Origin of the sequence: Collinsella sp. TF11-5AC, from assembly GCF_003436775.1 — a bacterium.
In the GTDB taxonomy this organism is placed as follows: domain Bacteria; phylum Actinomycetota; class Coriobacteriia; order Coriobacteriales; family Coriobacteriaceae; genus Collinsella.
Genome location: NZ_QSQO01000010.1, coordinates 28,840 through 51,967 on the forward strand (window position 1 = coordinate 28,840; position 23,128 = coordinate 51,967).

General features: G+C 61.7%; 18 protein-coding genes. 13 read left to right on the top strand and 5 right to left on the bottom strand.

Features of this window, described 5'->3' with window-relative positions; translation table 11 throughout:
• Positions 1 to 280: 280 nt before the first annotated feature.
• Positions 281 to 2,497, bottom strand: coding sequence for an acyltransferase family protein (locus DXD16_RS05955; RefSeq protein ID WP_117655449.1), 2,217 nt, complete (start codon positions 2,495 to 2,497; stop codon positions 281 to 283).
• 185 nt (positions 2,498 to 2,682) lie between these two features.
• Between DXD16_RS05955 and DXD16_RS05960 the strand changes: the two genes are divergently transcribed.
• The 13 genes from DXD16_RS05960 to DXD16_RS06020 all read left to right on the top strand — a co-directional run bounded on the left by DXD16_RS05960 (position 2,683) and on the right by DXD16_RS06020 (position 18,459).
• Positions 2,683 to 3,645, top strand: a complete 963-nt coding sequence (locus DXD16_RS05960; RefSeq protein ID WP_117655450.1) for a ribokinase — start codon at positions 2,683 to 2,685, stop codon at positions 3,643 to 3,645.
• 30 nt (positions 3,646 to 3,675) lie between these two features.
• Complete coding sequence (locus DXD16_RS05965) at positions 3,676 to 4,650, top strand: nucleoside hydrolase (RefSeq protein WP_117655451.1); 975 nt, start codon at positions 3,676 to 3,678, stop codon at positions 4,648 to 4,650.
• A 227-nt stretch (positions 4,651 to 4,877) separates the two neighbouring features.
• Positions 4,878 to 5,888, top strand: coding sequence for a LacI family DNA-binding transcriptional regulator (locus DXD16_RS05970; RefSeq protein ID WP_117655452.1), 1,011 nt, complete (start codon positions 4,878 to 4,880; stop codon positions 5,886 to 5,888).
• A gap of 260 nt (positions 5,889 to 6,148) precedes the next feature.
• The gene (locus DXD16_RS05975) at positions 6,149 to 7,549 is read left to right on the top strand and encodes an L-fucose/L-arabinose isomerase family protein (protein ID WP_117655453.1); all 1,401 of its coding nucleotides are present in this window, start codon (positions 6,149 to 6,151) and stop codon (positions 7,547 to 7,549) included.
• A 2-nt stretch (positions 7,550 to 7,551) separates the two neighbouring features.
• On the top strand, positions 7,552 to 8,388 hold the full coding sequence (locus tag DXD16_RS05980; protein ID WP_199408129.1) for a transketolase: 837 nt from the start codon (positions 7,552 to 7,554) through the stop codon (positions 8,386 to 8,388).
• On the top strand, positions 8,381 to 9,322 hold the full coding sequence (locus tag DXD16_RS05985; protein WP_117655454.1) for a transketolase family protein: 942 nt from the start codon (positions 8,381 to 8,383) through the stop codon (positions 9,320 to 9,322). The genes DXD16_RS05980 and DXD16_RS05985 overlap by 8 nt, the downstream gene beginning before the upstream one ends.
• Positions 9,323 to 9,465: 143 nt before the next feature.
• Positions 9,466 to 10,956: a glycerol kinase GlpK gene (locus tag DXD16_RS05990; RefSeq protein ID WP_117655455.1), complete on the top strand. Its 1,491-nt coding sequence runs from the start codon at positions 9,466 to 9,468 to the stop codon at positions 10,954 to 10,956.
• A 135-nt stretch (positions 10,957 to 11,091) separates the two neighbouring features.
• Entirely contained in the window at positions 11,092 to 11,580 is a 489-nt protein-coding gene (locus DXD16_RS05995) for an S-ribosylhomocysteine lyase (protein WP_117655456.1), read from the top strand.
• A 144-nt stretch (positions 11,581 to 11,724) separates the two neighbouring features.
• Entirely contained in the window at positions 11,725 to 12,369 is a 645-nt protein-coding gene (locus tag DXD16_RS06000) for a DUF4867 family protein (protein WP_117655457.1), read from the top strand.
• A gap of 344 nt (positions 12,370 to 12,713) precedes the next feature.
• Positions 12,714 to 14,144 carry a 6-phospho-beta-glucosidase gene (locus DXD16_RS06005; RefSeq protein WP_117655458.1) on the top strand — a complete coding sequence of 477 codons (1,431 nt, stop codon included), beginning with the start codon at positions 12,714 to 12,716 and terminating at the stop codon, positions 14,142 to 14,144.
• 402 nt (positions 14,145 to 14,546) lie between these two features.
• Entirely contained in the window at positions 14,547 to 16,346 is a 1,800-nt protein-coding gene (locus tag DXD16_RS06010; protein ID WP_158551610.1) for a histidine kinase N-terminal 7TM domain-containing protein, read from the top strand.
• Between the two features lie 2 nt (positions 16,347 to 16,348).
• Positions 16,349 to 17,842, top strand: coding sequence for an ATP-binding protein (locus DXD16_RS06015; protein WP_158551613.1), 1,494 nt, complete (start codon positions 16,349 to 16,351; stop codon positions 17,840 to 17,842).
• Positions 17,839 to 18,459, top strand: coding sequence for a response regulator transcription factor (locus DXD16_RS06020; protein ID WP_117655461.1), 621 nt, complete (start codon positions 17,839 to 17,841; stop codon positions 18,457 to 18,459). Before DXD16_RS06015 ends, DXD16_RS06020 begins: the two co-directional genes overlap by 4 nt.
• 109 nt (positions 18,460 to 18,568) lie before the next feature.
• Here the strand turns inward: DXD16_RS06020 and DXD16_RS06025 are convergent, their stop codons facing one another.
• From DXD16_RS06025 to DXD16_RS06040, 4 genes are all read right to left on the bottom strand, one after another.
• Positions 18,569 to 19,411 carry a hypothetical protein gene (locus DXD16_RS06025; protein WP_099432494.1) on the bottom strand — a complete coding sequence of 281 codons (843 nt, stop codon included), beginning with the start codon at positions 19,409 to 19,411 and terminating at the stop codon, positions 18,569 to 18,571.
• A gap of 80 nt (positions 19,412 to 19,491) precedes the next feature.
• Entirely contained in the window at positions 19,492 to 20,733 is a 1,242-nt protein-coding gene (locus DXD16_RS06030) for an SPFH domain-containing protein (RefSeq protein WP_089573532.1), read from the bottom strand.
• Positions 20,734 to 20,781: 48 nt separating this feature from the next.
• Positions 20,782 to 22,104, bottom strand: coding sequence for a hypothetical protein (locus DXD16_RS06035; protein ID WP_117655462.1), 1,323 nt, complete (start codon positions 22,102 to 22,104; stop codon positions 20,782 to 20,784).
• A gap of 24 nt (positions 22,105 to 22,128) precedes the next feature.
• Entirely contained in the window at positions 22,129 to 22,866 is a 738-nt protein-coding gene (locus DXD16_RS06040; protein ID WP_022094560.1) for a DUF4428 domain-containing protein, read from the bottom strand.
• Positions 22,867 to 23,128 lie beyond the last annotated feature (262 nt).

Sequence of the window (23,128 nt, forward strand, 5' to 3'; positions counted from 1 at the left end):
TGCTACTAAAATGGTAACAGTACTCATATTTGCCACTTTTTGTCCACGACCTCTTGGAGTCGGCTCGAAAAGAGTGATTTTGGGTTGTTTGCTGCGGGTGTGGGCTTGGAAACAACGTTCGGGGTGGCGAGGCGCCCAGAATTCGGTCGCAAGGAGGGCGTTCCTCGGCTGTGTCAGGAGTGTCCCTGGGTGCCGGCATATAAGGAACGTCCCTAACTGCCGGAGGGGGTGCCTGCCGTGGCAGGCACCCCCTCCGGATGTGGGAAGTTTGCGCTGCAGGTTACTTGTCGGTGCCCAGCTTGTGCGGCTTGAGAGCGAGCGCATTGACGAGCGCGTCGGTGGCAGACTTGACGGCCGCCGGCTGCGGATCGTTGACGTGATCCTCGGGATGCACGGGCAGGTCCTTCTTGACTGCATCGTTGATCAAGTTGAGGTACTCAGTCACGCCAGTGGTCGACAGGTGCGTGCCATCGCCATCGAACAGGTCGTTGCGATTGGCACTGTATCCGTACCAGTCGATAACGCGCACGTTCTTGTAGCGCGTAGCAGCGTTGGCGATGGCCTGGTTGGTAGAGCCAACCCACGGCTGCGGGCTGCGTGTGTTCACAAACACCACAATACGCTTATCTCCTGCATCGGCCATGATGGCGTCGATCTGATCGTCGGTTACCAAGCCGTTGGTGCCCAGCGCAAAGACCACGATCTTGCCGGCAAGGTTCTGTTGGAGATAGCCCTCAAATGTCGCGCGGCCCGCATCAAACTGGCGGCCCTTTTCGGCATCGATATGGCTGTGCGGGAACACGCCGTCAAAGGAATCAACGGCGCGCAGCGACACGGAGTCACCGATCATAAGCAAATCGTAGGAGCCATCGGGGAAGCCGTCGTTGTCCTTGTCGGTGTCGTCGGCCGCCTGTTGGTCGGCGGGCGCGGTGTTTTTGGCTTCCTTGTTGAGGACTTCGGCGCCCTCACCGCTCAGTGCGGAGGTCTCCGGCACAAAGATCAGGCCGCCCAGTGCAACGACCAACACGACAGCGCAGGTTGCGCAGACAGGGACGTGCGCGCGTGCCCAGTTGGCGGGCGTGGCGGTGCCGTCGCGGAACTCGGATACGGTGCGCTCAAAGGCGCCCTTTCTAAACGGCGTTTCGATAAAGCGATATGAGCATTCGGCCACGGCGACCACCAACAACACCTGCAAAATGTACTGCCACCACGGCGTATCGTTGATGTTGGCGACCGGGTTCATGAGCAACAGTAGCGGATAGTGCCACAGGTAGATGCTGTACGAGCGCTTGCCAACCCACACGAGCGGCTCGGCGGACAGTGCGCGGGCAACCATTCCCTGGGGCTGCACGCAGGCCGCGATGACCATGAGCGTGAGGATGGAGCATAGCAGCGTGCCGCCGCGATACTGGAACGCGGTGTAGCCGTTGGTGAGCGCGACCATGGCGGCAAGGCCAACCAGACCCACGACGCCCAGCACATCGATGGATGCGGGCGAGGACCAAAAGCGCACGAGGGCGCTCGGCTGTGCCGGGACGGTCTCGGCTGCGTTGTCGGCCTTCTCGCCAGGCTCGCCCTCGGCGTTCTTGCCGTGCTTGGCGGCGCCAGCCAGGCGATTGAGCCCCAAACGATGAGCGAGACGCACCGGCGCCAGGTCGCGATCGGGGATAAAGGCCATCCAGGCGCCCAGCAGCAGCGAGAAGACGCGGGTGTCGGTGCCGTAGTACACGCGGCTGGGGTCGGCGGCAGGGTTGTAGAGCACCATCATGGCAAGGGCGGATACCGTTGCGAGTCCCAGGACCACACGGCGCGTGTTGGGTTTGCTCACATGCATGGACACCATGGCAAACAGCAGCGGTGGCCAAACCAGGTAGAATTGTTCCTCGATGGCGAGCGACCAAAAGTGCGTAAGCGGCGAGGGGTCGCCCAGGGCGTTGAAGTACGAGACGTCCTGCATAATCTGCCACCAGTTGTTAAAGAACAGCAGCGACGGCAGAATGTCGGGACGCATCTTGGTGAGCATCACGTGGTTGAAGACGGTGCACAGCGCACAGGTTACAACCACAACGGTCACCACGGCGGGGACCAGGCGACGGATGCGGCGGATCCAGAAGCTCTTGAGGTCGATGCGGCCGGTCTTAGCGACTTCGTTGAGTAGCAGGCGTGTGATCAGATAGCCCGAAAGCACAAAGAAGATCGTGACGCCAAGCAGGCCGCCCTGAGCCCACGTGAGGTTGAGGTGATAGAGCACCACTGCGACGACGGCAAGCGTGCGCAGGCCGTCAAGGGCAGGGATGTAGCGGGACTTGGGGCGAGCAGGCGTCTGCTCCGCGGCGGGAGTGTTGGCGCGGCCCGCGTTGTTGGCAGAAGCGCGATGGGGGCTCGCGGTGCGTCGCGGCTCGTTGGCACGGCGTTCGCCCTTCACGCGTTCGTGCGGCGCCGGCTCGTTGCCCGTGCGGCGTCGACCGCGCGAGCCCGATTGCGAGAATTGTTCCATAAAACATCATCCAATGACGAGAATAATCAGCACGTATTCATTGTAGCTGCCTGCTCCTGTGAATGCTTGCTGCTGGCGCAACCTCAAGGGTGCGTTCACATCAAAGTGAACTAAAGTTATAGAGGTGCGAGAGCGCACGATCGACGCCGACGGTGGGCGTAAGGCCTGCAGACGAGGAGGTTTCCATGGCAGACAACGGCATTGTTGCGGTGTTCGGCAGCATGAACATGGACCTTTCGGTGGCGTGCGAGCGCATGCCGCGCGCGGGCGAGACCGTCGGTGGCAGCGGTTTTATCACCAATGCCGGTGGTAAGGGCGCTAACCAGGCCGTCGCCGCCGCGCGCATGGGTGCGCGCACGTGCATGATCGGCGCGGTCGGGCGCGATGCGTTTGGCGATGCGCTGGTGGCGGGACTTCGGGATGCCGGCGTGGGCGTTGAGTTCGTGGCGCGGCGCGACGACGTGGAGACGGGCACGGCGACCATCATCCGCTGCGAGAGCGACAACCGTATCGTGCTGTCGCCGGGTGCCAACCATGCGCTTACAGGCGATGATGTGGCCTGTGCGCTGAGGCACCTGGTGGCCGACGGGCTCGACGGAGGCGCCAGAGAGATTGCCCCGGCTGCCGGAAGCGTCTTTATCGCCCAGGGCGAATGTGACCTCGTGGCGACTGCCAAGGCGCTTGTTTGCGCTCACGAGCTGGGGTTCTATACGGTCTTTAACCCCGCGCCGGCCTGCGATCTACCGGCGGGAGTGTGGCCTGCGGTCGACTTGGTTTGCCCCAACGAGACCGAATGCCAGGCGCTGACGGGCATTCTGCCCACAGATGACGCGAGTTGTGTCGAAGCGCTCAACGCTCTGCTCGGCAAAGGCGCTGGCGCCGCGGTCATTACGCTGGGCGGTGCCGGCTCGGTTACGCTCGGTGATGACGGCGAGCTGCTGCGCATGCCGGCGCTTTCGAGGTCGGTGGTCGACACCACGGCGGCCGGCGATACGTTTATCGGCGCGTTGGCGGCGGCTCGTCTAGAGGGTTTGCCGCTCTTTGAGTGCATGGTCGCGGGCGCTCGCGCCTCGGCGGTGACGGTGTCGCGTCTGGGCGCTCAGCAATCGATTCCCACGCGCGCCGAAGTTGAACATTGGTTTGGTTAAACGATAAAGACGGAGAAGCGGAGTAGAACAATGGCAACCAAGAAGCTGATCCTTGATCTGGATATGGGTGTGGACGATGCGATGGCGCTGGCCTATGCCATCGCGAGCCCCGAGGTGGAGCTCGTGGGCATCACCACGTGCTTTGGCAACGTGCGCGTCGAGCAATCGGCGCACAACTGCCTGGCGGTGCTCGACCTGTTGGGTCGTCCCGAGGTGCCGGTGTACCTGGGCGCCGATCGTCCCATTAAGGCGACTGAGCCCTATACACCGCCGGCGTCCACCACGCTCATTCACGGCAAGAACGGCATTGGCGGGGCGAGCGTGCCCGCGTCGCCGTACGAGCCGGTGGGGGCGACGTCGGCCGACGGTAACGCGGCGGTCGATTACCTGATTGATGCTGCGCGCACCTATGGTCCCAATCTGGTCTACGTTGCGACCGGCCCGCTCACCAATCTGGCGCTTGCCCTGGAGCGCGATGCGGCGGCGATGATGTCTATCGGTCGCGTGGTCGTGATGGGCGGTGCGCTCACCGTGCCCGGAAACGTGAGCGCGGGCGCCGAGGCCAACATGGCAAGTGATCCCGAGGCGGCCGATGCCGTGCTGCGTTCGGGCCGCAAGCTCACTATGGTGGGGCTGGATGTGACGCATCGCGTGGTGCTCACGCGTCGCGACATTGCCGGCTGGACGGGCTCGGGCACCATGGCCGGTTGCGCGTTTGCGAGCATGGTGGAGCACTACATTGGCTCGTACGAGATGAACGCCTCCTACCTGGGTGGCTGCGCGCTGCACGATCCGCTTGCCGTCGCCGTGGCGATTGACCCCACGCTCGTGGGCGCGCTCGGCTGTAACTTGCGCATCGACCTGCTTGGCGAGTATCGCGGCCGCACCATCTGCGATGAGCGCCGTGTGGCCGATCCCGACAAGAGCGCACTCGTGGCGCTGACCGTCGACGCCCCGCGCTTTCTGTCCGAGTTCAAGGCGCGTATGGCCCGCGTCCTGGGCTAAATGTTTTTCACGCCCCGCCCCATGTAGTCAATTTGGGACGGGGCTTTTTTAGCTACCGAGTAAATGTGCCCGTTGGGGGAATAGTCGCACCACTTTGCTTGACAACAGGCTAAACTAGCTATTAAACATTTACTATTCTGTTTAGATTGAATTTGCGGTCGTTTAGTTATCGAGTCACGGGGCGGTCAGGCCACGATGCTCGACCGCGACCGTTACTAGGGGGAACAATGGCTAAAGCAAGTGTTCGCGAGATCAGCCGCATCACCGGTTTTTCGCCTGCGACCGTGTCCAACGCGCTCAACCGCAAGCGCAGCGTGAGCGAGGAGACCGCCAAGGTCATCCTGGAGTGCGCACAATCGCTCGGATACCAGCAGTCGACGCAGCTCGAGAGTATCCAGTTCGTGCTTGCGCGCAAGACGGGTGCCATCCTGGACGAGAGCACCTTCCATCCCGCGGTTATTGAGGGCGTGGAGCGTCAGGCGCGTCGCCACGGCATGAGCACGAGCTTTGTCTCGCTCGACTTTAGCGACCTGGACGCCGTGCGCCCGCAGGTCGAGGGCCTGATCGCCGATCCGTCCGCCGCCATTGTGCTAATGGGTACGGAGTTGGGCGAGGAGGACTACGCCCTGTTCGCTAACGCCGCCGCCCACCTGATTGTGCTCGATGGCTGGAGCGATCGCCAGTATTTCGACGCCGTGGTCATTGCCAACACCGATTCGGTGCTGCGCGCCGTGGACTACCTTATCGAGAAAGGCCACAAGCAGATCGGCTATCTGGCGGGCGACCTTCGTATTCGCAACTTTAAGGATCGCGAGCGCGGCTATCGCCAAGCGCTTGAGGACGCGGGCCTCGAGGCCAATCCGGCATGGCGTGTCACGTTGGGCACCACGCTCGAGGGTGCCTATCGCGACATGGGCGTGTGGCTCGACAGCGTCTCGCACGACGACCTGCCGACGGCTTTCTTTGCCGAGAACGACGTGCTCGCCGTGGGTGCCATGCGCGCGCTCAACGAGCACGGCATACGTGTGCCCGACGATGTCTCGATCATCGGCTTTGACGACCTATCTCTGGGTGCCTTCTCCAACCCGCCGCTCACCACGGTGCACGTTCCCAAGCACGAGGTGGGCGAGATCGCGGTGCGCCGCCTGGTGGGCAACATCCGCAATCCCAAGAGCTATACCTGCAAAACGGCCGTATCGACCTATTTTGTCGAGCGCCAGAGCGTGCGCGAAATCTAGGCAGAACGGCGCCAGACCTCAGAGCGGAAAAGTCCGCCAAAGGCAACCATATATGACGCTACCAAGAGAGAGGGTCCTACGGGGCCCTCTTTTTGTTGCCCTTGTATGTTCAGATTGTTTACATACCGTTTAGGCTGATTTCTCTACCGTTTACGGGACTTTCGCGCTAAACTACTAAACAAAAGAGTAAAACATTTAGTAAACAGAACAAAACGAAACATGCGTCTGTTTACTGAACATGTGATTAGGGGAGGACGTACATGGATAAGATCAAGCTCGGTTTCGTGCCCACGCGCCGCAGCATCTTTAGCGCGCCGGACGCGATCAAGTATCGCGGCCTTACGGCTGATCGCCTGCGCGAGATCGGCGTCGACATCGTGGATATCGACGACATCAACGACGAGGGCCTGCTGTTCGACGACAGCCATATCGCGCCTATCATCGAGAAGTTCCGCGCCGAGGGCGTCGACGGCATCATGCTCTGCCACGCCAACTTTGGTACCGAGTACGTCTGCGCCCGCCTTGCCCGCGAGCTCGGTCTGCCCGTGCTGCTGTGGGGCCCGCGCGACGAGCGCCCCGAGCCCGACGGCACCCGCCTGCGCGATAGCCAGTGCGGCCTGTTCGCCACCGGCAAGGTCCTGCGCCGCTTCCAGGTTCCCTTCACCTACATGACTAACTGCCGCCTGACCGATCCCGAGTTCGAGCGCGGCGTCTGGGACTTTTTGGCCGTGTGCAACGTGGTCAAGACCTTCAAGCACACCCGTATTCTGCAGATGGCCACCCGTCCGTTCGACTTCTGGTCGACCATGTGCAACGAGGGCGAGCTGCTCGAGAAGTTCAACATCCAGCTTTCGCCCATCCCCATGACCGAGCTTGTCCAGGCCGTGCGCGACGCCCAGGCCGACGAGCAGGCCATGAACGCCATGCTCGCCCACATCACCGACAGCTTTGAGATCTGCATCCCCGAGGACAAGGTCCCCGCGGTCGCAGGGCTCGCCATCGCCATGAAGCGCCTGGTCGAGAAGTACGGTTGCAACGCCGGCGCCATCCAGTGCTGGAACGCCCTGCAGGACGAGCTGGGCATTATGCCCTGCGCCGCCAACGCCATCCTCAACGAGATGGGTATCCCCGTCGTGTGCGAGACCGATATCCACGGCGCCATCACCGCGCTGATGGTCGAGGCGGCCGACCTGGGCCGTCACCGCGGCATGTTCGCCGACTGGACCGTGCGCCATCCCGATAACGAGAACGGCGAGCTGCTGCAGCACTGCGGCCCCTGGCCCTGCAGCTGTGCGGCCGTCAAGCCTAAGCTCACCTACCCGCTGGCCTTCGATCACCCCGGCGCGCTGACGGCCGAGGCCAAGCACGGCGACCTCACCCTTGCCCGCTTTGACGGCGACAACGGCGAGTACTCGCTGCTGCTGGGCAACGCCCGCGGCATCGACGGCCCGGCCGGCATGGGCACCTACCTGTGGGTCGAGGTCGACAATCTCAAGCGCCTCGAGGCCAAGATCGTCGAGGGCCCCTACATCCACCACTGCGTCGCCATTCACGCCAACGTGGTGCCGGTGCTCTACGAGGCGTGCAAGTACATCGGCATTGCCCCCGACCTGTACGACCCGATTGAAGAAGACGTCAAAGCCTACCTGCGAGGAGAGTAGAAATGGCAACTATCGAAGAGCTTGAGTCCCTGCGTTGGGACCTTCGCCGCGATTGCGTCGATATCATCATGGCTGGCGCCGGCGGCCACATCGGCGGCGACATGTCGGTGATCGACGCCCTCATGACCCTCTACGCCAACCACCTCAACATTTCGCCCGAGACCGTCGACGATCCCGGTCGCGACCGCTTCGTGCTCTCTAAGGGCCACGCCATGGAGGCCTACTACGCGGTGCTCTGCCACGAGGGCTATCTGGACCTCGACGACGTCAAGGCCCGCTTCTCCAAGTTCGGCAGCCCCTACATCGGTCACCCCAACAACAAGCTCAAGGGCATCGAGATGAACTCCGGTTCGCTGGGCCATGGCCTGCCCGTGGCCGTGGGCATGGCGCTTGCCGGCAAGATGGACGGCCGCGACTACCGCGTCTACACCATCATGGGTGACGGCGAGCTTGCCGAGGGCTCGGTCTGGGAGGGCGCCATGAGCGGCGGCAACTACCAGCTCGATAATCTGTGCGCGCTCGTGGACCGCAACCGCCTGCAGATTAGCGGCAGCACCGAGGACGTCATGAAGCAGGACTCGCAGGAGGAGCGCTGGGCCGCCTTCGGCTGGAACGTGCTCTCCATTCCGGGCAACGACGTCCAGGCCATCGACGCCGCGCTGACGCTGGCCGCCGAGACCAAGGGTAAGCCCACGGTCATCATCCTCAACACGGTGAAGGGCTATGGCTCGCCCGTTATGGAGGACAAGGCCTCCTGGCATCATCACCTGCCCAACGATGAGGAATATGCCCAGATCATCGCCGATTTCGCTGCCCATAAGGAGGCCATCAATGGCTAACAAGATCGCCAATCGCAAGGTTATCTGCGACACGCTGCTCGAGGCCGCGAAGACCGATAAGGACATCGTCGTCCTGTGCTCCGACTCCCGCGGCTCCGCGTCGCTCACGCCGTTCTTCGATCGGTATCCCCAGCAGTCCGTCGAGGTCGGCATTGCCGAGCAGGACCTGGTGAGCATCGCCGCCGGCATGGCTTCGTGCGGCAAGAAGGCCTGGGCCGCCTCGCCGGCGTCCTTTGTGACCACGCGCTCGTATGAGCAGTGCAAGGTCGACGTCTCGTACTCCAACACCAATGTTAAGCTCATCGGCATCTCGGGCGGCGTGTCCTACGGCGCCTTAGGTATGAGCCACCACTCTGCGCAGGATATTGCCGCCATGAGCGCGATTCCCAACATGCGCGTGTATCTGCCGAGCGACCGCTTCCAGACCGCCGAACTCGTGCGCGCCCTGGTCAACGATAACAAGCCGGCCTACATCCGCGTGGGGCGCAACCCGGTCGAGGACGTGTATACCGAGGACGAGTGTCCGTTCCAGATGGACCGTGCCACCTGGGTTCGCCGCGGCAACGATGTGACGCTCGTCGCCACCGGTGAGATGGTCCGCCACGCCGTGGATGCCGCCGACCTGCTGGCCGAGCAGGGCATTTCGGCAACGGTGCTCGACATGTACTGCGTCAAGCCGCTCGACGCCGAGGCCGTGATCGAGGCTGCCGGTGCCACGCGCGCCGTCGTGACGGTCGAGGAGCACAGCCCCTTCGGCGGCCTGGGCTCTATGGTCGCGCAGGTGGTGGGCGAGCATTGCCCGCGTCCGGTCAAGTGCCTGAGCCTGCCCGACGCGCCGGTCATCACCGGCACGAGCCCCGAGGTCTTTGCGCACTACGGCCTCACCGGCGAAGGCATTGCCAAGACCGTCGCCGAGTTCCTTCCCGCAGAGTAATTGGTGCATCGGGGACAGGTTTGCACCAATCCTTTTAGGTTGAATTCAGAGCAGGCCGGCTGCGCTCTCATGAGCCGGTCGGCCGCTCGCTCCTTGTCCGTCGGGTTGTAGTTTTTGAATCGACGGGGGAGACAGGAGAGTACATGAGCAAATACATCATCGGAATCGATCAATCCACGCAGGGCACCAAGGCGCTGCTGGTGGACGAGGGCGGCCATTTGATTCATCGTGCCGATCGCTCGCATCGCCAGATTGTCAACGAGGCCGGCTGGGTGAGCCATGACCCGGCCGAGATCGCCGCCAACGTGCTGGCTGTGGCACGCACCGTGGTGGAGGAGACCGGGGTCGATCCGGCCGACGTCGCCGGCGTTGGCATTTCCAACCAGCGCGAGACCACCGTTGCCTGGAGCCGCACGACGGGCGAGCCGCTGTGCGATGCCGTGGTGTGGCAGTGCGCCCGCGCCCGCGAGCTGTGCGACGAGCTGGCTGCGCGCGAAGGCGTGGCCGAGCTGGTGCGTGACACGACGGGTCTGGTGCTCTCGCCCTACTACCCGGCGGGCAAGATGACTTGGATCCTCGCGAACGTTCCCGCGGCTGCCGAGGCCGCGGCGGCAGGCGAACTGTGCCTGGGCACCATCGATGCCTGGGTGGTCTGGACGCTCACGGGCGGCGTGGAGTTCCGCTGCGACTGGTCCAATGCCAGCCGCACGCAGCTTTTTGACCTGCGCCGTGGCTGCTGGAGCGAGCCTGTGTGCGAGGCCTTTGGTGTCAATCCGGCGTGCCTGCCGCAGGTGACCGATTCCGATGGCCTGTTCGGTACAACGGACCTGGGCGGCTTTTTGCCGGCGCCCGTGCCCATTCACGGCGTGCTCGGCGACAGCCATGCCGCCTTGTTTGCCCAGGGCTGCCATAGCCGCGGCATGGCCAAGGCGACCTATGGCACCGGAAGCTCGGTCATGATGAACGTCGGCGACGAGTTCGTCGCCAGCTCGCATGGGCTTTCGAGCTCGCTCGCATGGCGTATGGACGGTGTGACCGAGTATGTTCTCGAGGGCAACGTGAGCTACGCCGGCGCCGTCAAGACGTGGCTGCGCGACGATCTTGAGCTCATCAATAACCCCGAGGAAGTTACCGACCTGTGCTACGCCGCCAATCCGGCGAGTCGCGTCTACTTTGTGCCGGCGTTTACCGGTTTGGGCGCGCCGCACTGGGCGAGTGACGCCGAGGCCTGCGTCTTTGGCATGACGCGCACCACGGGCCGTGCGGAGTTCGTAAAGGCCGCCGACGAGTCGATCGCCTATCAAATCTTTGACGTGATTGATGCGATGGTCGAGGATTCGGGCGCGGCACTGGCCGAGCTTCGTGTTGACGGCGGCCCCACGCGCGACGCGTACCTGATGCAGTTTGAGAGCGACTTGGTTGGCTCGCCCATCCGCATCGCGAGCAACGACGAGATGAGCGGTCTGGGTGCGGCCTGGGCCTGCGGCATTGCGCTGGGCATGTACACGCGCGACGTCGTTGACGTCTACGGCGCTCGCGGCATCGTGGAGCCTGCCATGTCCGCCGACGAACGAGCCAAAAAGATCGCCGGCTGGCGTCACGCCGTCGACGCGACCATTGCCTACACTGCCTAGGCGGCTGCGCGGCGCCCGCAGGCTATTCCCGGGCAGCTCATTTGGGATGGGGCTTTTTTGACTGGTATGATTGGTGCGATCATTCGAACCAGCTAAAAGAGCCCCGTCCCAAATTGACTACCGAGAGGATCTGCCATGGAGCGCATCGCGAGTTTTTCCGTTGACCATCTGCTGCTCGAGCCCGGCGTGTATGTGAGCCGCATCGACCACGATCCGGCGACCGGCGCCGCCGTCACCACCTTTGACCTGCGCCTGACCACGCCCAACAAGGAGCCAGTTATGAACACGGCGGAGTGCCACACCATCGAGCATCTGGGTGCCACGTTCCTCCGCAATCATGCCGAGTGGTCGAGCCGCATTGTCTACTTTGGCCCCATGGGCTGCCGCACGGGCTTTTACCTGGTTGTCTTTGGTGAGCTGACGAGCGAGGAGATCTTGCCGCTCGTGCGCGAGCTGTTCGAGTTTGTCGCGGGCTTTGAGGGCGATATCCCCGGCGCCGCTCCCGAGGAGTGCGGTAACTATCTGGACCAGAACCTCCCCATGGCAAACTGGCTCGCGCGCCGTTATCTCGACCGCGACCTGGCCAATATCGACGAGAAGCACCTGCACTACCAGCAGGCGTAAGGGCTTTATCGCCCAAAGCGCGCGCATTGGGCGCCTTCGCTTATGCGGGGGCGCCTTTTTGTTGAGTGGTCGGGACGAGCGTTCAAAATCGCTCATGTTTGTTCTAGAATGTTCGTATAGTCACATTTACGAACAGGAGCGAACATGCACATCTATTCTGTCAACGATCCCGAGTTCAAATCCTATGGCAACGTTTGGGATGACGTTCCGTCCGAGCTCACGTCGCCCGTGCTCGAGGCGCTCTCTGCCACGCCCATTCCCGAGGGTAGCAAGTACGTAGCAAGCGCGCCGGAGCTCGAGAGCGTCAAGGGTGCCGATAAACTGGGCTTTCTCATGTTTGGCGGCCGCCCCTTCCAGCTCGGCTGGTGCAACGGCCACAACACGCAGCTCAACTGCCTGGAGTATCACCGCGCCAGCGAGTTTAACCTGGGCGCCCGCGACTTTATCCTGCTCGTGGCGCATCGCTGGGAGATTGAGGGCGGCAAGCTCGACACCGCGTGCGTCAAGGCGTTCCGCGTGCCGGCGGGTACGGTCGTCGAAGTCTTCAACACCACGCTCCACTACACGCCCTGCATGGTCGACGACGGCGGCTTCCAGGTGATGGTGGCGCTGCCGGCGGGCACCAATGGCCCGCGCCCCGAGGCCGCAGCCGACATGCCTGCCGCCGGTGACAGCTACTGCTACTGGAAGGCCGACAAGTGGGTTCTCTGCCACGCAGATAGTCCCAAGGCTGCCGAGGGCGGCTACGTGGGCCTCGTCGGCAAGAACCTCGACATCGCCTGTGACTAGCATCTTCCGTCTCGATTTGTAACATCTAGCGGGCTAAATCGTCTCAACCTGTTACAGATTTAGACAAACTGCGGGGGGCTGCCCGAAAATCTCGATCTGTAACACCAAGCCCGGTTTTGGCTGCCTACCTGTTACAGATCGAGACAAACCGTCCCCAACCACCACAAAGGTGCCTGTCCCCTTTGTGGTGGTTTGGGGCGGCGGTATCAGAAAGTGTCAGGCAGGGGCGGCTGCCGGGCCGCCGTGTGCGAAAAGAAGTGTCGGCCTGCGTCGTTGCCGTTGAGTAGCGCGCTGCTTACGGGGATACTGAAACCACGACAAACAGCGTGTGAAAGGATTGATGCATGGCTTTCCGTAAAGACTTCCTGTGGGGCGGCGCGACGGCTGCCAACCAGTGCGAGGGCGCTTACGACGTGGATGGCCGCGGCCTGGCCAACGTGGACGTGGCGCCGCACGGCCCCGAGCGCTATGCGGTGGTCTCCGGCCAGCGCAAGATGCTCGACTTCGAGGACGGCTATTACTACCCCGCGCAGACCGGCATCGATTACTATCACCACTACAAGGAGGACATCGCCCTCTTTGCCGAGATGGGCTTTAAGACCTTCCGCATGAGCCTGGCGTGGACCCGCATCTTCCCCAACGGTGACGAGACCGAGCCCAACGAGGCCGGCCTGGCCTTCTACGAGGACGTGTTCCGCGAGTGCCAGGCGCACGGCATCGAGCCGCTCGTGACCATCACGCACTTCGACTGCCCGATTCACCTCATCAAGGAGTACGGCGGCTGGCGCAACCGCAAGCTCATCGACTTCTACAAGAACCTCGCGACCACGATCTTCACCCGCTACAAGGGCCTGGTAAAGTACTGGCTTACCTTCAACGAGATCAATATGATCTTGCACCTGCCGTTTATGGGTGCCGGTCTGGTCTTTGAGGAGGGCGAGAACAAGGAGGCCGTCGAGTACCTGGCCGCCCACAACGAGCTCGTCGCCAGCGCTTGGGCAACCAAGATCGCTCACGAGATCGACCCTGAGGTCAAGATCGGTTGCATGCTTGCCGCAGGTAGCTACTACCCCTACAGCTGCCGTCCGGGCGATGTGCGCCAGGCGCAGATTGACAACCAGAGCAACTATTTCTTCGTCGACGTTCAGAGCCGCGGCTACTATCCGGCCTATGCCGTCAAGAAGCTCGAGCGTTTGGGCATCGATGTGGGCATGACGGATGAGGACCGCGAGATCCTGGCCGCCAACACCGTCGACTTCATCAGCTTTAGCTATTACAGCACCCGTTGCTCCGCCGGTGCCGATAACCCCGATGTCGAGCGCACCCAGGGCAACGCCTTCGCCGGCGCCAAGAACCCCTACCTGCAGGAGAGCCAGTGGGGCTGGGCCATCGATCCGCTGGGCTTCCGCATCACCCTCAACGACCTGTACGACCGTTATCAGAAGCCGCTGTTTGTGGTCGAGAACGGCCTGGGCGCCAAGGATGTTGTCGAGGAGGATGGCTCCATCAACGACGACTACCGTATCGACTACCTGCGCCAGCATATCGCCGCGATGCGCGATGCGGTGACCGAGGACGGCGTTGACCTGCTGGGCTACACCACCTGGGGCCCAATCGACCTGGTGTCTGCCGGCACGGGCGAGATGTCCAAGCGCTACGGCTTTATCTATGTCGACCGCGATGATGCGGGCAACGGCACCCTCAAGCGTTCCAAAAAGAAGAGCTTCGACTGGTACAAGCATGTCATTGAAACGAATGGTGAGGATCTGTCCTAAGGAAGCCGAGACACTCAACTTCAGAGTTTCCTAACCAAAACGCCCGGCGAGCAGTTAATGCCCGCCGGGCGTTTTGTTAAAAGAAGTGAAAGCACTCATTGGGGACGTACTTAAATGAGTGCCCGCAGAATGAGAGTGGATAATCTCCCGTTTTTGGCTTGTTTGTGGGCTCAAAGTGGGAGATTATCCACTCTCGTCATTTGCACTCGTTGGGGACGCACTTAAATGAGTGGCAGCTGGGGACACCCTTTGCCGTCGGCGGATTTTGGGACATGTGGCCCGCTTTTTGGGCCTGCCTGTCGGTACACTAAAGGCACTATGGGTACCCGCGAGCGACATATCGGCCACGCGACCGCCCGATCCGCACCCGTGGCGGATCCCAGGGGCGGCAGGCTCTTCGCCATGCCGCGATTCCTTGTTGGTATAACACATCAGGTGTACCGTCACCGCGTCTTTGCTATCGCCGGCGCCATCACCGTGCTGTTCCTCATGCTTTTGGCAGTCTTGCCGGCGCTGTTTGCCTCCGACCCCAAGCTTTCCAACGCCGTGCCCGCCTATAGCGAGGTGTCCGAAGAGGTCGTGGATGCGCTCGTCCACTCGAGCTCTCTCCCGTTGCTTGTCGCCGCAATTATATTTTCGATCTGGGGTGTATCGGTCTATCTGCGCTGTTTGGACTATGTGTTGCGCCGCCGCCTTGTTGCCGTCGCCACCATCTGCGCCCTCTGGATGATTGAGGTCATCCTCAAATACAAGTCGTTCACACCGTTCTATGCCACCGTGCTGTGGTACCTGTACTACGTGCCCATGACGCTCATTCCGCTGCTCTACCAGTTGTGTGGTCTGCGCCTTGCGGGTCTGGAGCAACACCGCCTGGGTCGCCGCTACTGCGCTGCGCTTTGGATTGTGGCTATCCTGCTTATCGGATTTGTGCTCACCAACGATTTCCACCGGCAGGTATTCCACTTTGACCGTGCAAGCGACACCTGGAGCAACGATTACACGTACGGCTGGGGCTATTTCGCCGTCTTAGTGTGGACGGCCTTTAACTTCGTGGCCTTTTTTATCCTGGTGGGCCGGTCCTCGTCCTTTCGCATCCAACGTTTCTCGGGCACGGCGGCGCTTGTTTTGTTGGGTGGTGCGTTCTTTGCCATCTCGTATGCTCTGCGCGTGCCCTGGGCATGGAGGCTCAACTTCTCGCTCGTCTATTGCGTCTTGTGCGTGGTGGCGATGGAAATCTGTCTCGATTGCGGTGTCATTCCGTCATATCACGACATTGCTGGCATCTTCGATACCTTGCCGCTCGACCTCAAAGTTCTAACGCGCGACCTGCAGGAAGTCTATGCCACACCGGTGTCAAAGCCAATGCCGGCGGGCGTGTGCGAAGAGCTGCGGGCCCAGGAACACGGGCATGCCCATGCCTTTGCCGTGGCATCCGATCCCGATGTGATGTACCGAGCCTTTCCACTGCTGGGCGGATCGGCCCTGCTTGCCCAAGACGTGTCGGAGCTCAACGAGCTCAATCGCGAGCTGGCGCATCGTCGCATGGAGCTGCAGCGCCAAAACGAGCTGCTCGCCGCCGACTACGACCTTAAGACGCATCTGGCAGACCAAGAGGCCGAGACCTTACTGGTCCAAGACGTGGACCAAGCGCTTGCCCGTGCGCTCGAAGGGATGTACGACCTGTTGAGCTCGCTGCCGCCGTTGACCGATGAGGCATCTTCGCACGAGCGTTACCGCATGCTGCAGCGCGCCAAGATGCTCGTCGCCTATTGCAAACGCAAGGGGTCGCTCACGTTGGCACAGCACGGGGAGAGCGGTTTTGACCGCGACCGCATTCAGCTCATCGCCAACGAGCTCGCAAGTGACCTGCGCACCATCGATGTCGATTGCGCCTCGATTATCGCCATACGGCGCCCGATGCACGCCAGTACGGTAAGCGCCCTGTACGACTGCGTGTATGACTTTGCGTTTTTTGCCTACACCACCGACCATCCGGCGCTTATGTATCACTTGGGCGACCATGACCGGTGCAGTGTCGAGCTGCGCGCCACGCTTTTTTCCAACGATGATGAAGATCTTTCGCAGACGCCCGCTGCGCAAGAGCTCGAAAGCGCTCTGCAAGGGCGCAACGTGGCATACCGCCTTGAGGGCGAGCCCGGCCAGCTGCGCATGATCGTCTTGATGCCGAGGGCGGGTGAGTGACGATGCAGATTTCGTTCATCCTTCCCCAAATCGTTGCGCTCGATGTTATCTTTGCCCTGGCTGCGTGTCTGCAGATGATCCACGTCCCGCTCATCGCATCGCGCCGCTCGTCCTATAACCGTAAGGTGATTTGCGCCTACGAGACGAGCCTTGTGCTTCACCTGATGATTTCGGCGCTCATCTTATTCGCGTCGTCTGGCTCGTATCTGGTGGCGCCGCTTGACGTTTGCGCCAGGGCAATGGGCGGAGTGCTGTGGCTCAATGCCGCGATCTTTGCCTATGGCGTGGTCCTTATGGTGCACTATCGTCGCCCTGTCATGCTGGCCGAGCTGCTGCTTGTTGGCGCCGTGACACCGCCGGTGGTTTTTGCCATGGGCTCGGTGTGGGCCGTTGTCCTTATCGCAGAGGGAGCGTTCTTCCTGTTCCGTTCCGTCGCGGCGCTCTTGATGGACGTCCGTAACCGCCAGGAGGATATCACCGCGTTCTCGACGATCGAAACCATCAACGTGATTCCCGTGGGCATCCTGTATCTGGACTCGAGGGGCCGTCCACTGCTCATGAACCGCTGCATGCGCAAAAACCTGGTGGAGCTTCATATGCCCACCGACCTAGGCGATATGAGCGGTACATGGAACGACCTGCGCAAGCTCAGCATGCAAATGCCCGGAGGCGGTAAGAACAGCGTGCGGATCAACCTGGACCGCTTTGGTGAGGCGCGTGCGGTGGTCGAGGTTTCTCCCGCCGAGATTCGCCTGTTTGTGTGCGATGGCGTTATGGTCTCGGGCCGTTCGTTCGAGCGCATAATCGGTCTGGATGTGACAGAGTATGCGCATGCGCATGACCGCCTGGCGCAGGCCAACCACCTGCTTGAGCTTGCGGGCCAAGAGCTCCAGGCCCAGATCGAAGAAGTCAAAAAGGTTGCCGACAATGCGGCCTACCTGCGCATGCGTTCCCGCGTGCACGATGTGATCGGCCAGCGCCTGTCCATCCTCCATCGCTATTTGGAGGAGGGGCGCTTGGACGACGAGTCGCTCGAGCAGATCGACCCGCTGCTGCGCTCAATCGCTGCCGATCTGCGCAGCGGGGGCGACACCGAACCGGCAGAGCAACTGGGCGATATCGTCCATGCTTTTGGCCTGGTGAGCGTGCAGATCGATGTTGAGGGCGAGCTGCCAAGCGACGTGCGTGTCGCCGCCGCCTTTTTGCAGATTATCCGCGAGGCCTCGACCAACGCCACCAAGCATGCGCAGGCGCATCGGGTCCATGTGCGCTTGTGGCAGGAGAGGACGGATGCTGACGCCGTCGCGCACATGACGATTTCTAACGACGGGTCCTCGGCCCCCGTATCGTATCGCGAGGGAACGGGTATCCCAGGTATGAGGCATGTCGCGCAAGATCTGGGTGGCAGCCTAGAGGTCCACGCCGCCCCGCCCTTTACGCTTACGGTGTCCATTCCGCTTAACGCCAACGACACCTCCCAAAGGAGAAACTCATGATCCGCGTGTTAATTGTCGAAGATCAGGCCATCCTGCGCGAGAGCCTGGCGCGCTCCGTTGGCGACCAGCCCGATATGACCGTTATCGCCGCGATCGCCGACGCCTCGGATGCCTTGGACGTTGTGCTCAAGGAGCGCCCGGACATGATACTGATGGACGTGTGCACCGAACACGATTCAAACGGCATCGTGGCGGCGGCACGCATCAAGGAGCAGCTGCCCGAGTGTCGCATCATTATCATGACAGGCATGCCCGAGATCACCTTTGTCGATCAGGCCCGCGAGGCGGGCGTCGATAGCTTTGTGTACAAGAACGTCGGTATCGACGAGCTGTTCGCCGTGATGCGCTCCACGCTGGCGGGTTACTGCACGTTTCCCAAGCCGCCCGAGAGCATCTTCTCGGGCACGGCGGCCCTCGACGATGTCGAGCTGTCGATCTTGCGCCTTGCCTGCGAGGGTAAAAGCCGCCGCGAGATTGCGGCCGAGCTGTTTATGAGCGAGGGCACCATCAAGCGCCGCATCTCGGAGATCCTCAACAAGACCGGCTACGACAACATCATGCGTCTGGCCGTACATGCGGTGACCGAGGGCAGCATCGTTCCCAACATAGAGCGCTAGCGCTCGTTGCGCATCGGCATAAAAGCGACGGGGCCGCAGGATCATCTCCTGCGGCCCCGTCTGGTGTGCGCGGATGTGTCCGCCAATCCGCGGCTGTCGTGGTCTACCGCTACGCGATGGTTGCGCTGTAGGAGGCGACGTCCTCGTAGGAATCGGTCAGGTAGGCGTCGATGCCGATGGTCGTGTTGACCAGGTCGTCAAGGCTGTCAAGCTCGCCGCTCGAGAACGTGAATTCCTCGGTGGCGTTGGTGCCGGGCATCAGGTGAGCCGAGAACCAGGGTTCCTTCATGGTGCCGTTGACGTTGGTCTTGCCGCTGGGGGCGTAGAAGGTCAGGTCCTTGTCGCTCTTGTTGGTGATGTTGACGACAAAACCGATGTCGCCCCACTCGTCCTTGAACTTCTCGGTGATGGTGATGGTGCACAGGTCGTCATCGGCAACGGTGACGGCGGGGGAGATTTCAATCTTCTGGACGTCGTCGTCTTCGACGGCCTCGTCGATCTCTTCTTCCTTCTCGGCCGCCTCGCGATCCTTCTTCACCGTGCCGGACAGGTCCTTGTCGGACTTGGTAAAGACAAGATTGCCGTCATCCTCTTCGAGGATGAGCTTGCCGTCCTTGAGCTTCATGTCATGCGACTCGTCTTCGGCGGTGATGGTTACGGTGGTGGCGTCCTTTGCCTCCCATTTAAGGTCGACGACTTCAAGGAACAGGTCGAGGGCACCTGTACCGTCCTCATCGAGAATCAGGACGCAGTGCACACCCCAATCCTCGAGCATCTTCATGTACTCATCGGTCAGTTCTTCGCCCTCCAGGGTTCCACCCGAGAGTTCCCAGCTGCCGACGAAGTTGGCCTTGGGGTCTTTGCCGCCGCCGCTGCAGCCCGTCAGGGCAAAGGCGAGCGCAAGGACGCATGTCAGAAATGCGAGTACGGACTTTTTGAACGTTGTCTTCATGGTGTCCTCCTTTATCGAACGAAACCCATAGAAGCAAATGCGGGGGTGGCGGATCCCCCGCCAATTACCAGATAGAGGGGCTAGGGCCTGGGCGTTCCGCAGTTGCTGCAGAACTTGCCGCCGTTTTCGCTGCCGCAGTTGGGGCAGAACCACTTGGCCGGTGCCGGGGCGGGTGCGGGACTGCCACACTCGGAGCAGAACTTGCCGGTGTTGGTGGCGCCGCAGCTGCAGGTCCATGTGCCGGCCGCGGGGGCAGCGGCAGGAGCCGGTGCGGGGGCGGGTGCCGGAGCCGGCTGCGGGGCGGCCTGCTGCTGTGCCTGGCCGGCGGCGAACAGCTGGCTGGCGTTCATGCCGCCCATGCCACCTGCCATGCCCATGCCCATAAAGCCTGCCATCGCGCCGTTGGGATTGGCGGCTGCCGCGCGCATTGCGTCGCTCTGGGCGCTGGCAATGTTGGCTGCCGCCATGGTGGGATCGCGCATGACTGCGGCTTTCTGCAGGTCCTTGATCATCTGCTCGTCCTCTTGCGAAGCGGCGATGGAGTTGACGCCAAAGCTCACGATCTCGACACCGCGCAGGTCACGCCAGTCGGCAGAGAGGACCTCGTTGAGCGCGCGGGCGAGCTCGGTGGTGTGGCCGGGGATGGCGCTGTAGCGGATGCCCATCTCCGAGATCTTGGCGAAGGCGGGCTGCAGGGCGGTGAGCAGCTCGGACTTAAGCTGGCTGTCGATCTTGTCGCGCGTGTAGCTATCGGTCACGTTGCCGCACACATTGGTGTAGAACAGCAGCGGGTTGGTGATGCGGTACGAATACTCGCCGTTGCAGCGCACAGAGATGTCGACGTCCAGACCGATATTGTTGTCGACTACGCGGAAGGGCACGGGAGAGGCGGTGCCGTACTTGTTGCCGATGATCTCCTTGGTGTTGATAAAGTAGACGCGCTGGTCCTTGCCCGCGTCGCCGCCAAAGGTAAAGCGGCTGCCGATATTGGCGAAGGTCTCCTTGATGGAGTCGCCCAGATTGCCGCTAAAGACGCTCGGCTCGCTGCCGGTGTCAAAGACGAACTCGCCGGGCTCCAGCGCCACCTCGATGATCTTGCCGTTTTGCACCACGAGCATGCCCTGGCCGTCGTTGACGGCGATGACGGAGCCGTTTGAGATGACGTTGTCCTCGCCACGCGTGTTGGAGCTGCGGCCGCCGGTGCGCTTGCTGCCCTTGCAGGCCAAGACGTCAGCGGGCATCGATTCGCAGTAGATAAATTCCTTCCACTGGTCGGCCATGACGCCGCCGGCAGCACCCAATCCAGCTTTCAAGAGTCCCATGGTGATCTTCCTTTCTCGTCAAAGGCCGGGTGGTATTGGTCAGAATGGCTAATCGTCCTTGTTGTCTTTCATGACAACGGTGGTCTCGGTGTGGCTGAAAGTGTCGTGCTTCTCGGTCAGGTCGAGCTCGCCACAATACTCATCGGCGTGGGTGGCCTCGTTGGCTGTCTTGAGCTGGCCTACCAGCAGTACGTCCGCGATGATTACGATGATCAGCGGCGCGACGATGTTGATGAGGATGCCCTCGACATCAAAGGTGAGGTAGTCTGGATCGAAGGCGTTCTCACCCATGAAGAGGATCTGGGAGAGGGCAAATCCGATCACAAAGAACAGCACCGAGGCAATGGCGAGCTTGGGCTTGGAACAGGGGAGCTCGCCGACCATGCGACCGGTCTGGCCGTTCATGGCAAACAGATAACCCTTGCCGTTCCACGAGGTAGAGAGCATCCACACGGGGAACAGGGCATAATCGCTTTCTTCCCAGGTGTAGTCGAGCTGCTTGCTTTCGACCGTGGCGTCGTCATATTCGTCGACGACGGTCTCGCGCAGGGCCGAGATCGTGCTCTCCTCCATGCGGCGCTCGGCGCGCGCCTTGCAGGTTTCGCAGTCCTCGTCGTAGCGGTTGGCGATGTAGCCGGGCATATACGCGACCGAAAACGGGCGCAGCGCGCCGTAGTCAAACGGCTCGATGGCGTCCATGTGGCCGTCGGGCATCTTGGACGATCCGTCGACGGGCACGCGCTCAAACGAGATATTGCCCTTGCGATAGGCATCGTAGTGGTCGGTGGTCGTGACGGTGCGATCGGATTCCTCGGTCACGGTCTCGTTGGTCGCGTCAAAATACACTTCGCCGTCAACGCGGGCGCCGTAGAGCCAAAACGGCACGTAGACACCTTGGACCTCGTCGATGTGGTTGCCGGTGACAAAGCTCTTGGGCAGCAAGATCTTGCCCTTGTAGTGTTCCTTGAGTGCGGCCGTGACGTCATCGCGCCCGAGCTTAAACGGAATCACCAGGTCGGGCGAGAAGTCGCCAGAGAGCTGGCCGGGCGCCACGGCGGAGTTGCCGCAGTACGGGCAGGTGGTGACGGCGACGGTGCCGTCGGACACGAGCTCGGCGCCGCACGACGAGCAGATGTAGCCGGCGTTTTGGGCGAGCTCCTGTACCGCGGCGTCGGCCACGGGTTTGGGTGCTGCCGCCGCCGCGTCGGCTTTGGCGTCTGCCTTGTCCTGACGCTCGCGATAGAGGGCCTCGACTTCTTCGACTTCAAAACGCGAATCGCAGTAGTCGCAGACAAGCTTTTGCTCGGCGCTGGCAAAATGCAGGGGGCCACCGCAGGCAGGGCACTGATAGTTAACGCTCTCGAAGGCCATGATCGGTCCTTTCCGTGCCGGAGGCTATGCGCCGATGGCGCCGCCGCAGTATTCGCAGCGCCCACTGGCATCGGGAATGGTGGTGGCTCCGCAGAAGGGACAGGTGACCGCGGTCTTGGGGGCCTTGGCGGCCACGACGCTGTCGCGCGTCTCCTGGCGCAGCTGCACTAGCGCGTCGCGAACTTCGGTTGCCTGTCGCTTGGCCTCGCGGTACTCGATGGACCCGCGCTGATCGATGGTGGAGTCGTTTACGCGCAGGTTGATCTCGGTAAAGTACGGCGTGTTGACGTGGATGGTCAGATTAAAGTCGTAATCCAGGTCGTAGCGCGGCGGGTTGTAGCTCTCGCGCTCGCCGTCCTTAGTCTCGCGATAGATCTCGGTGCGATGCTCGTCGATATCCATATCGCAGCCGAGTACCTGCGAGAACTCGATGATGTCGGGATTGGCGTCGCGCCAGCGGCTCTGCGAGGTGATGATCAGCAGGCCTGCGTCCTCATCGAGCATAATATTGGTGCGTCCGGCAGAAAGCGTGCGCGTGGGATTGAACGACGCCAGGCGCTCGGCGTTGGCCTCGCGGTAGGCGAGCTGCTCGCGGATATCGTCCGCGGTGCTGGAGCGATAGCCGTGAAAGTAGGGGGAGAGCTTGCCGGCGCACTCTTTGCACAGGTAGCCTTCATTGATTTTTGTCTTACCTAGAAGTCCCAGCTCGGTACCGCAAATCGCGCACTCTTTCTTCTCGAACATCTTGTCAAAGAAGCCCATGGCTGCCTCCCATCAACTGGTAGCGTGTGTCACTTTTGATGATGGGGGAGTGCGCAGCCTTTCACGATACCCAGACGGCTCAACGAGTCTCCACAACTGGGACACATGGCCCATTTTTCCTACTCATTGGGGACGTACTTAAATGAGTGAAACTACTCATTTAAGTACGTCCCCAATGAGTGCTCGCAGAACGAGAGTGGATAATCTCCCATTTTTGGCCTGCTTGTGGGCTCAAAGTGGGAGATTGTCCACTCTCGTTGTT

Coding starts and splice junctions, on each gene's coding strand:
- DXD16_RS06015 (WP_158551613.1), top strand. CDS start 16,349: ATGCAGATTTCGTTCATCCTTCCCCAAATCGTTGCGCTCGATGTTATC.
- DXD16_RS06040 (WP_022094560.1), bottom strand. CDS start 22,866: ATGGGCTTCTTTGACAAGATGTTCGAGAAGAAAGAGTGCGCGATTTGC.
- DXD16_RS05955 (WP_117655449.1), bottom strand. CDS start 2,497: ATGGAACAATTCTCGCAATCGGGCTCGCGCGGTCGACGCCGCACGGGC.
- DXD16_RS05995 (WP_117655456.1), top strand. CDS start 11,092: ATGGAGCGCATCGCGAGTTTTTCCGTTGACCATCTGCTGCTCGAGCCC.
- DXD16_RS05970 (WP_117655452.1), top strand. CDS start 4,878: ATGGCTAAAGCAAGTGTTCGCGAGATCAGCCGCATCACCGGTTTTTCG.
- DXD16_RS06030 (WP_089573532.1), bottom strand. CDS start 20,733: ATGGGACTCTTGAAAGCTGGATTGGGTGCTGCCGGCGGCGTCATGGCC.
- DXD16_RS06025 (WP_099432494.1), bottom strand. CDS start 19,411: ATGAAGACAACGTTCAAAAAGTCCGTACTCGCATTTCTGACATGCGTC.
- DXD16_RS06020 (WP_117655461.1), top strand. CDS start 17,839: ATGATCCGCGTGTTAATTGTCGAAGATCAGGCCATCCTGCGCGAGAGC.
- DXD16_RS05990 (WP_117655455.1), top strand. CDS start 9,466: ATGAGCAAATACATCATCGGAATCGATCAATCCACGCAGGGCACCAAG.
- DXD16_RS06005 (WP_117655458.1), top strand. CDS start 12,714: ATGGCTTTCCGTAAAGACTTCCTGTGGGGCGGCGCGACGGCTGCCAAC.
- DXD16_RS05965 (WP_117655451.1), top strand. CDS start 3,676: ATGGCAACCAAGAAGCTGATCCTTGATCTGGATATGGGTGTGGACGAT.
- DXD16_RS05985 (WP_117655454.1), top strand. CDS start 8,381: ATGGCTAACAAGATCGCCAATCGCAAGGTTATCTGCGACACGCTGCTC.
- DXD16_RS05980 (WP_199408129.1), top strand. CDS start 7,552: ATGGCAACTATCGAAGAGCTTGAGTCCCTGCGTTGGGACCTTCGCCGC.
- DXD16_RS06010 (WP_158551610.1), top strand. CDS start 14,547: ATGCCGCGATTCCTTGTTGGTATAACACATCAGGTGTACCGTCACCGC.
- DXD16_RS05960 (WP_117655450.1), top strand. CDS start 2,683: ATGGCAGACAACGGCATTGTTGCGGTGTTCGGCAGCATGAACATGGAC.
- DXD16_RS06035 (WP_117655462.1), bottom strand. CDS start 22,104: ATGGCCTTCGAGAGCGTTAACTATCAGTGCCCTGCCTGCGGTGGCCCC.
- DXD16_RS06000 (WP_117655457.1), top strand. CDS start 11,725: ATGCACATCTATTCTGTCAACGATCCCGAGTTCAAATCCTATGGCAAC.
- DXD16_RS05975 (WP_117655453.1), top strand. CDS start 6,149: ATGGATAAGATCAAGCTCGGTTTCGTGCCCACGCGCCGCAGCATCTTT.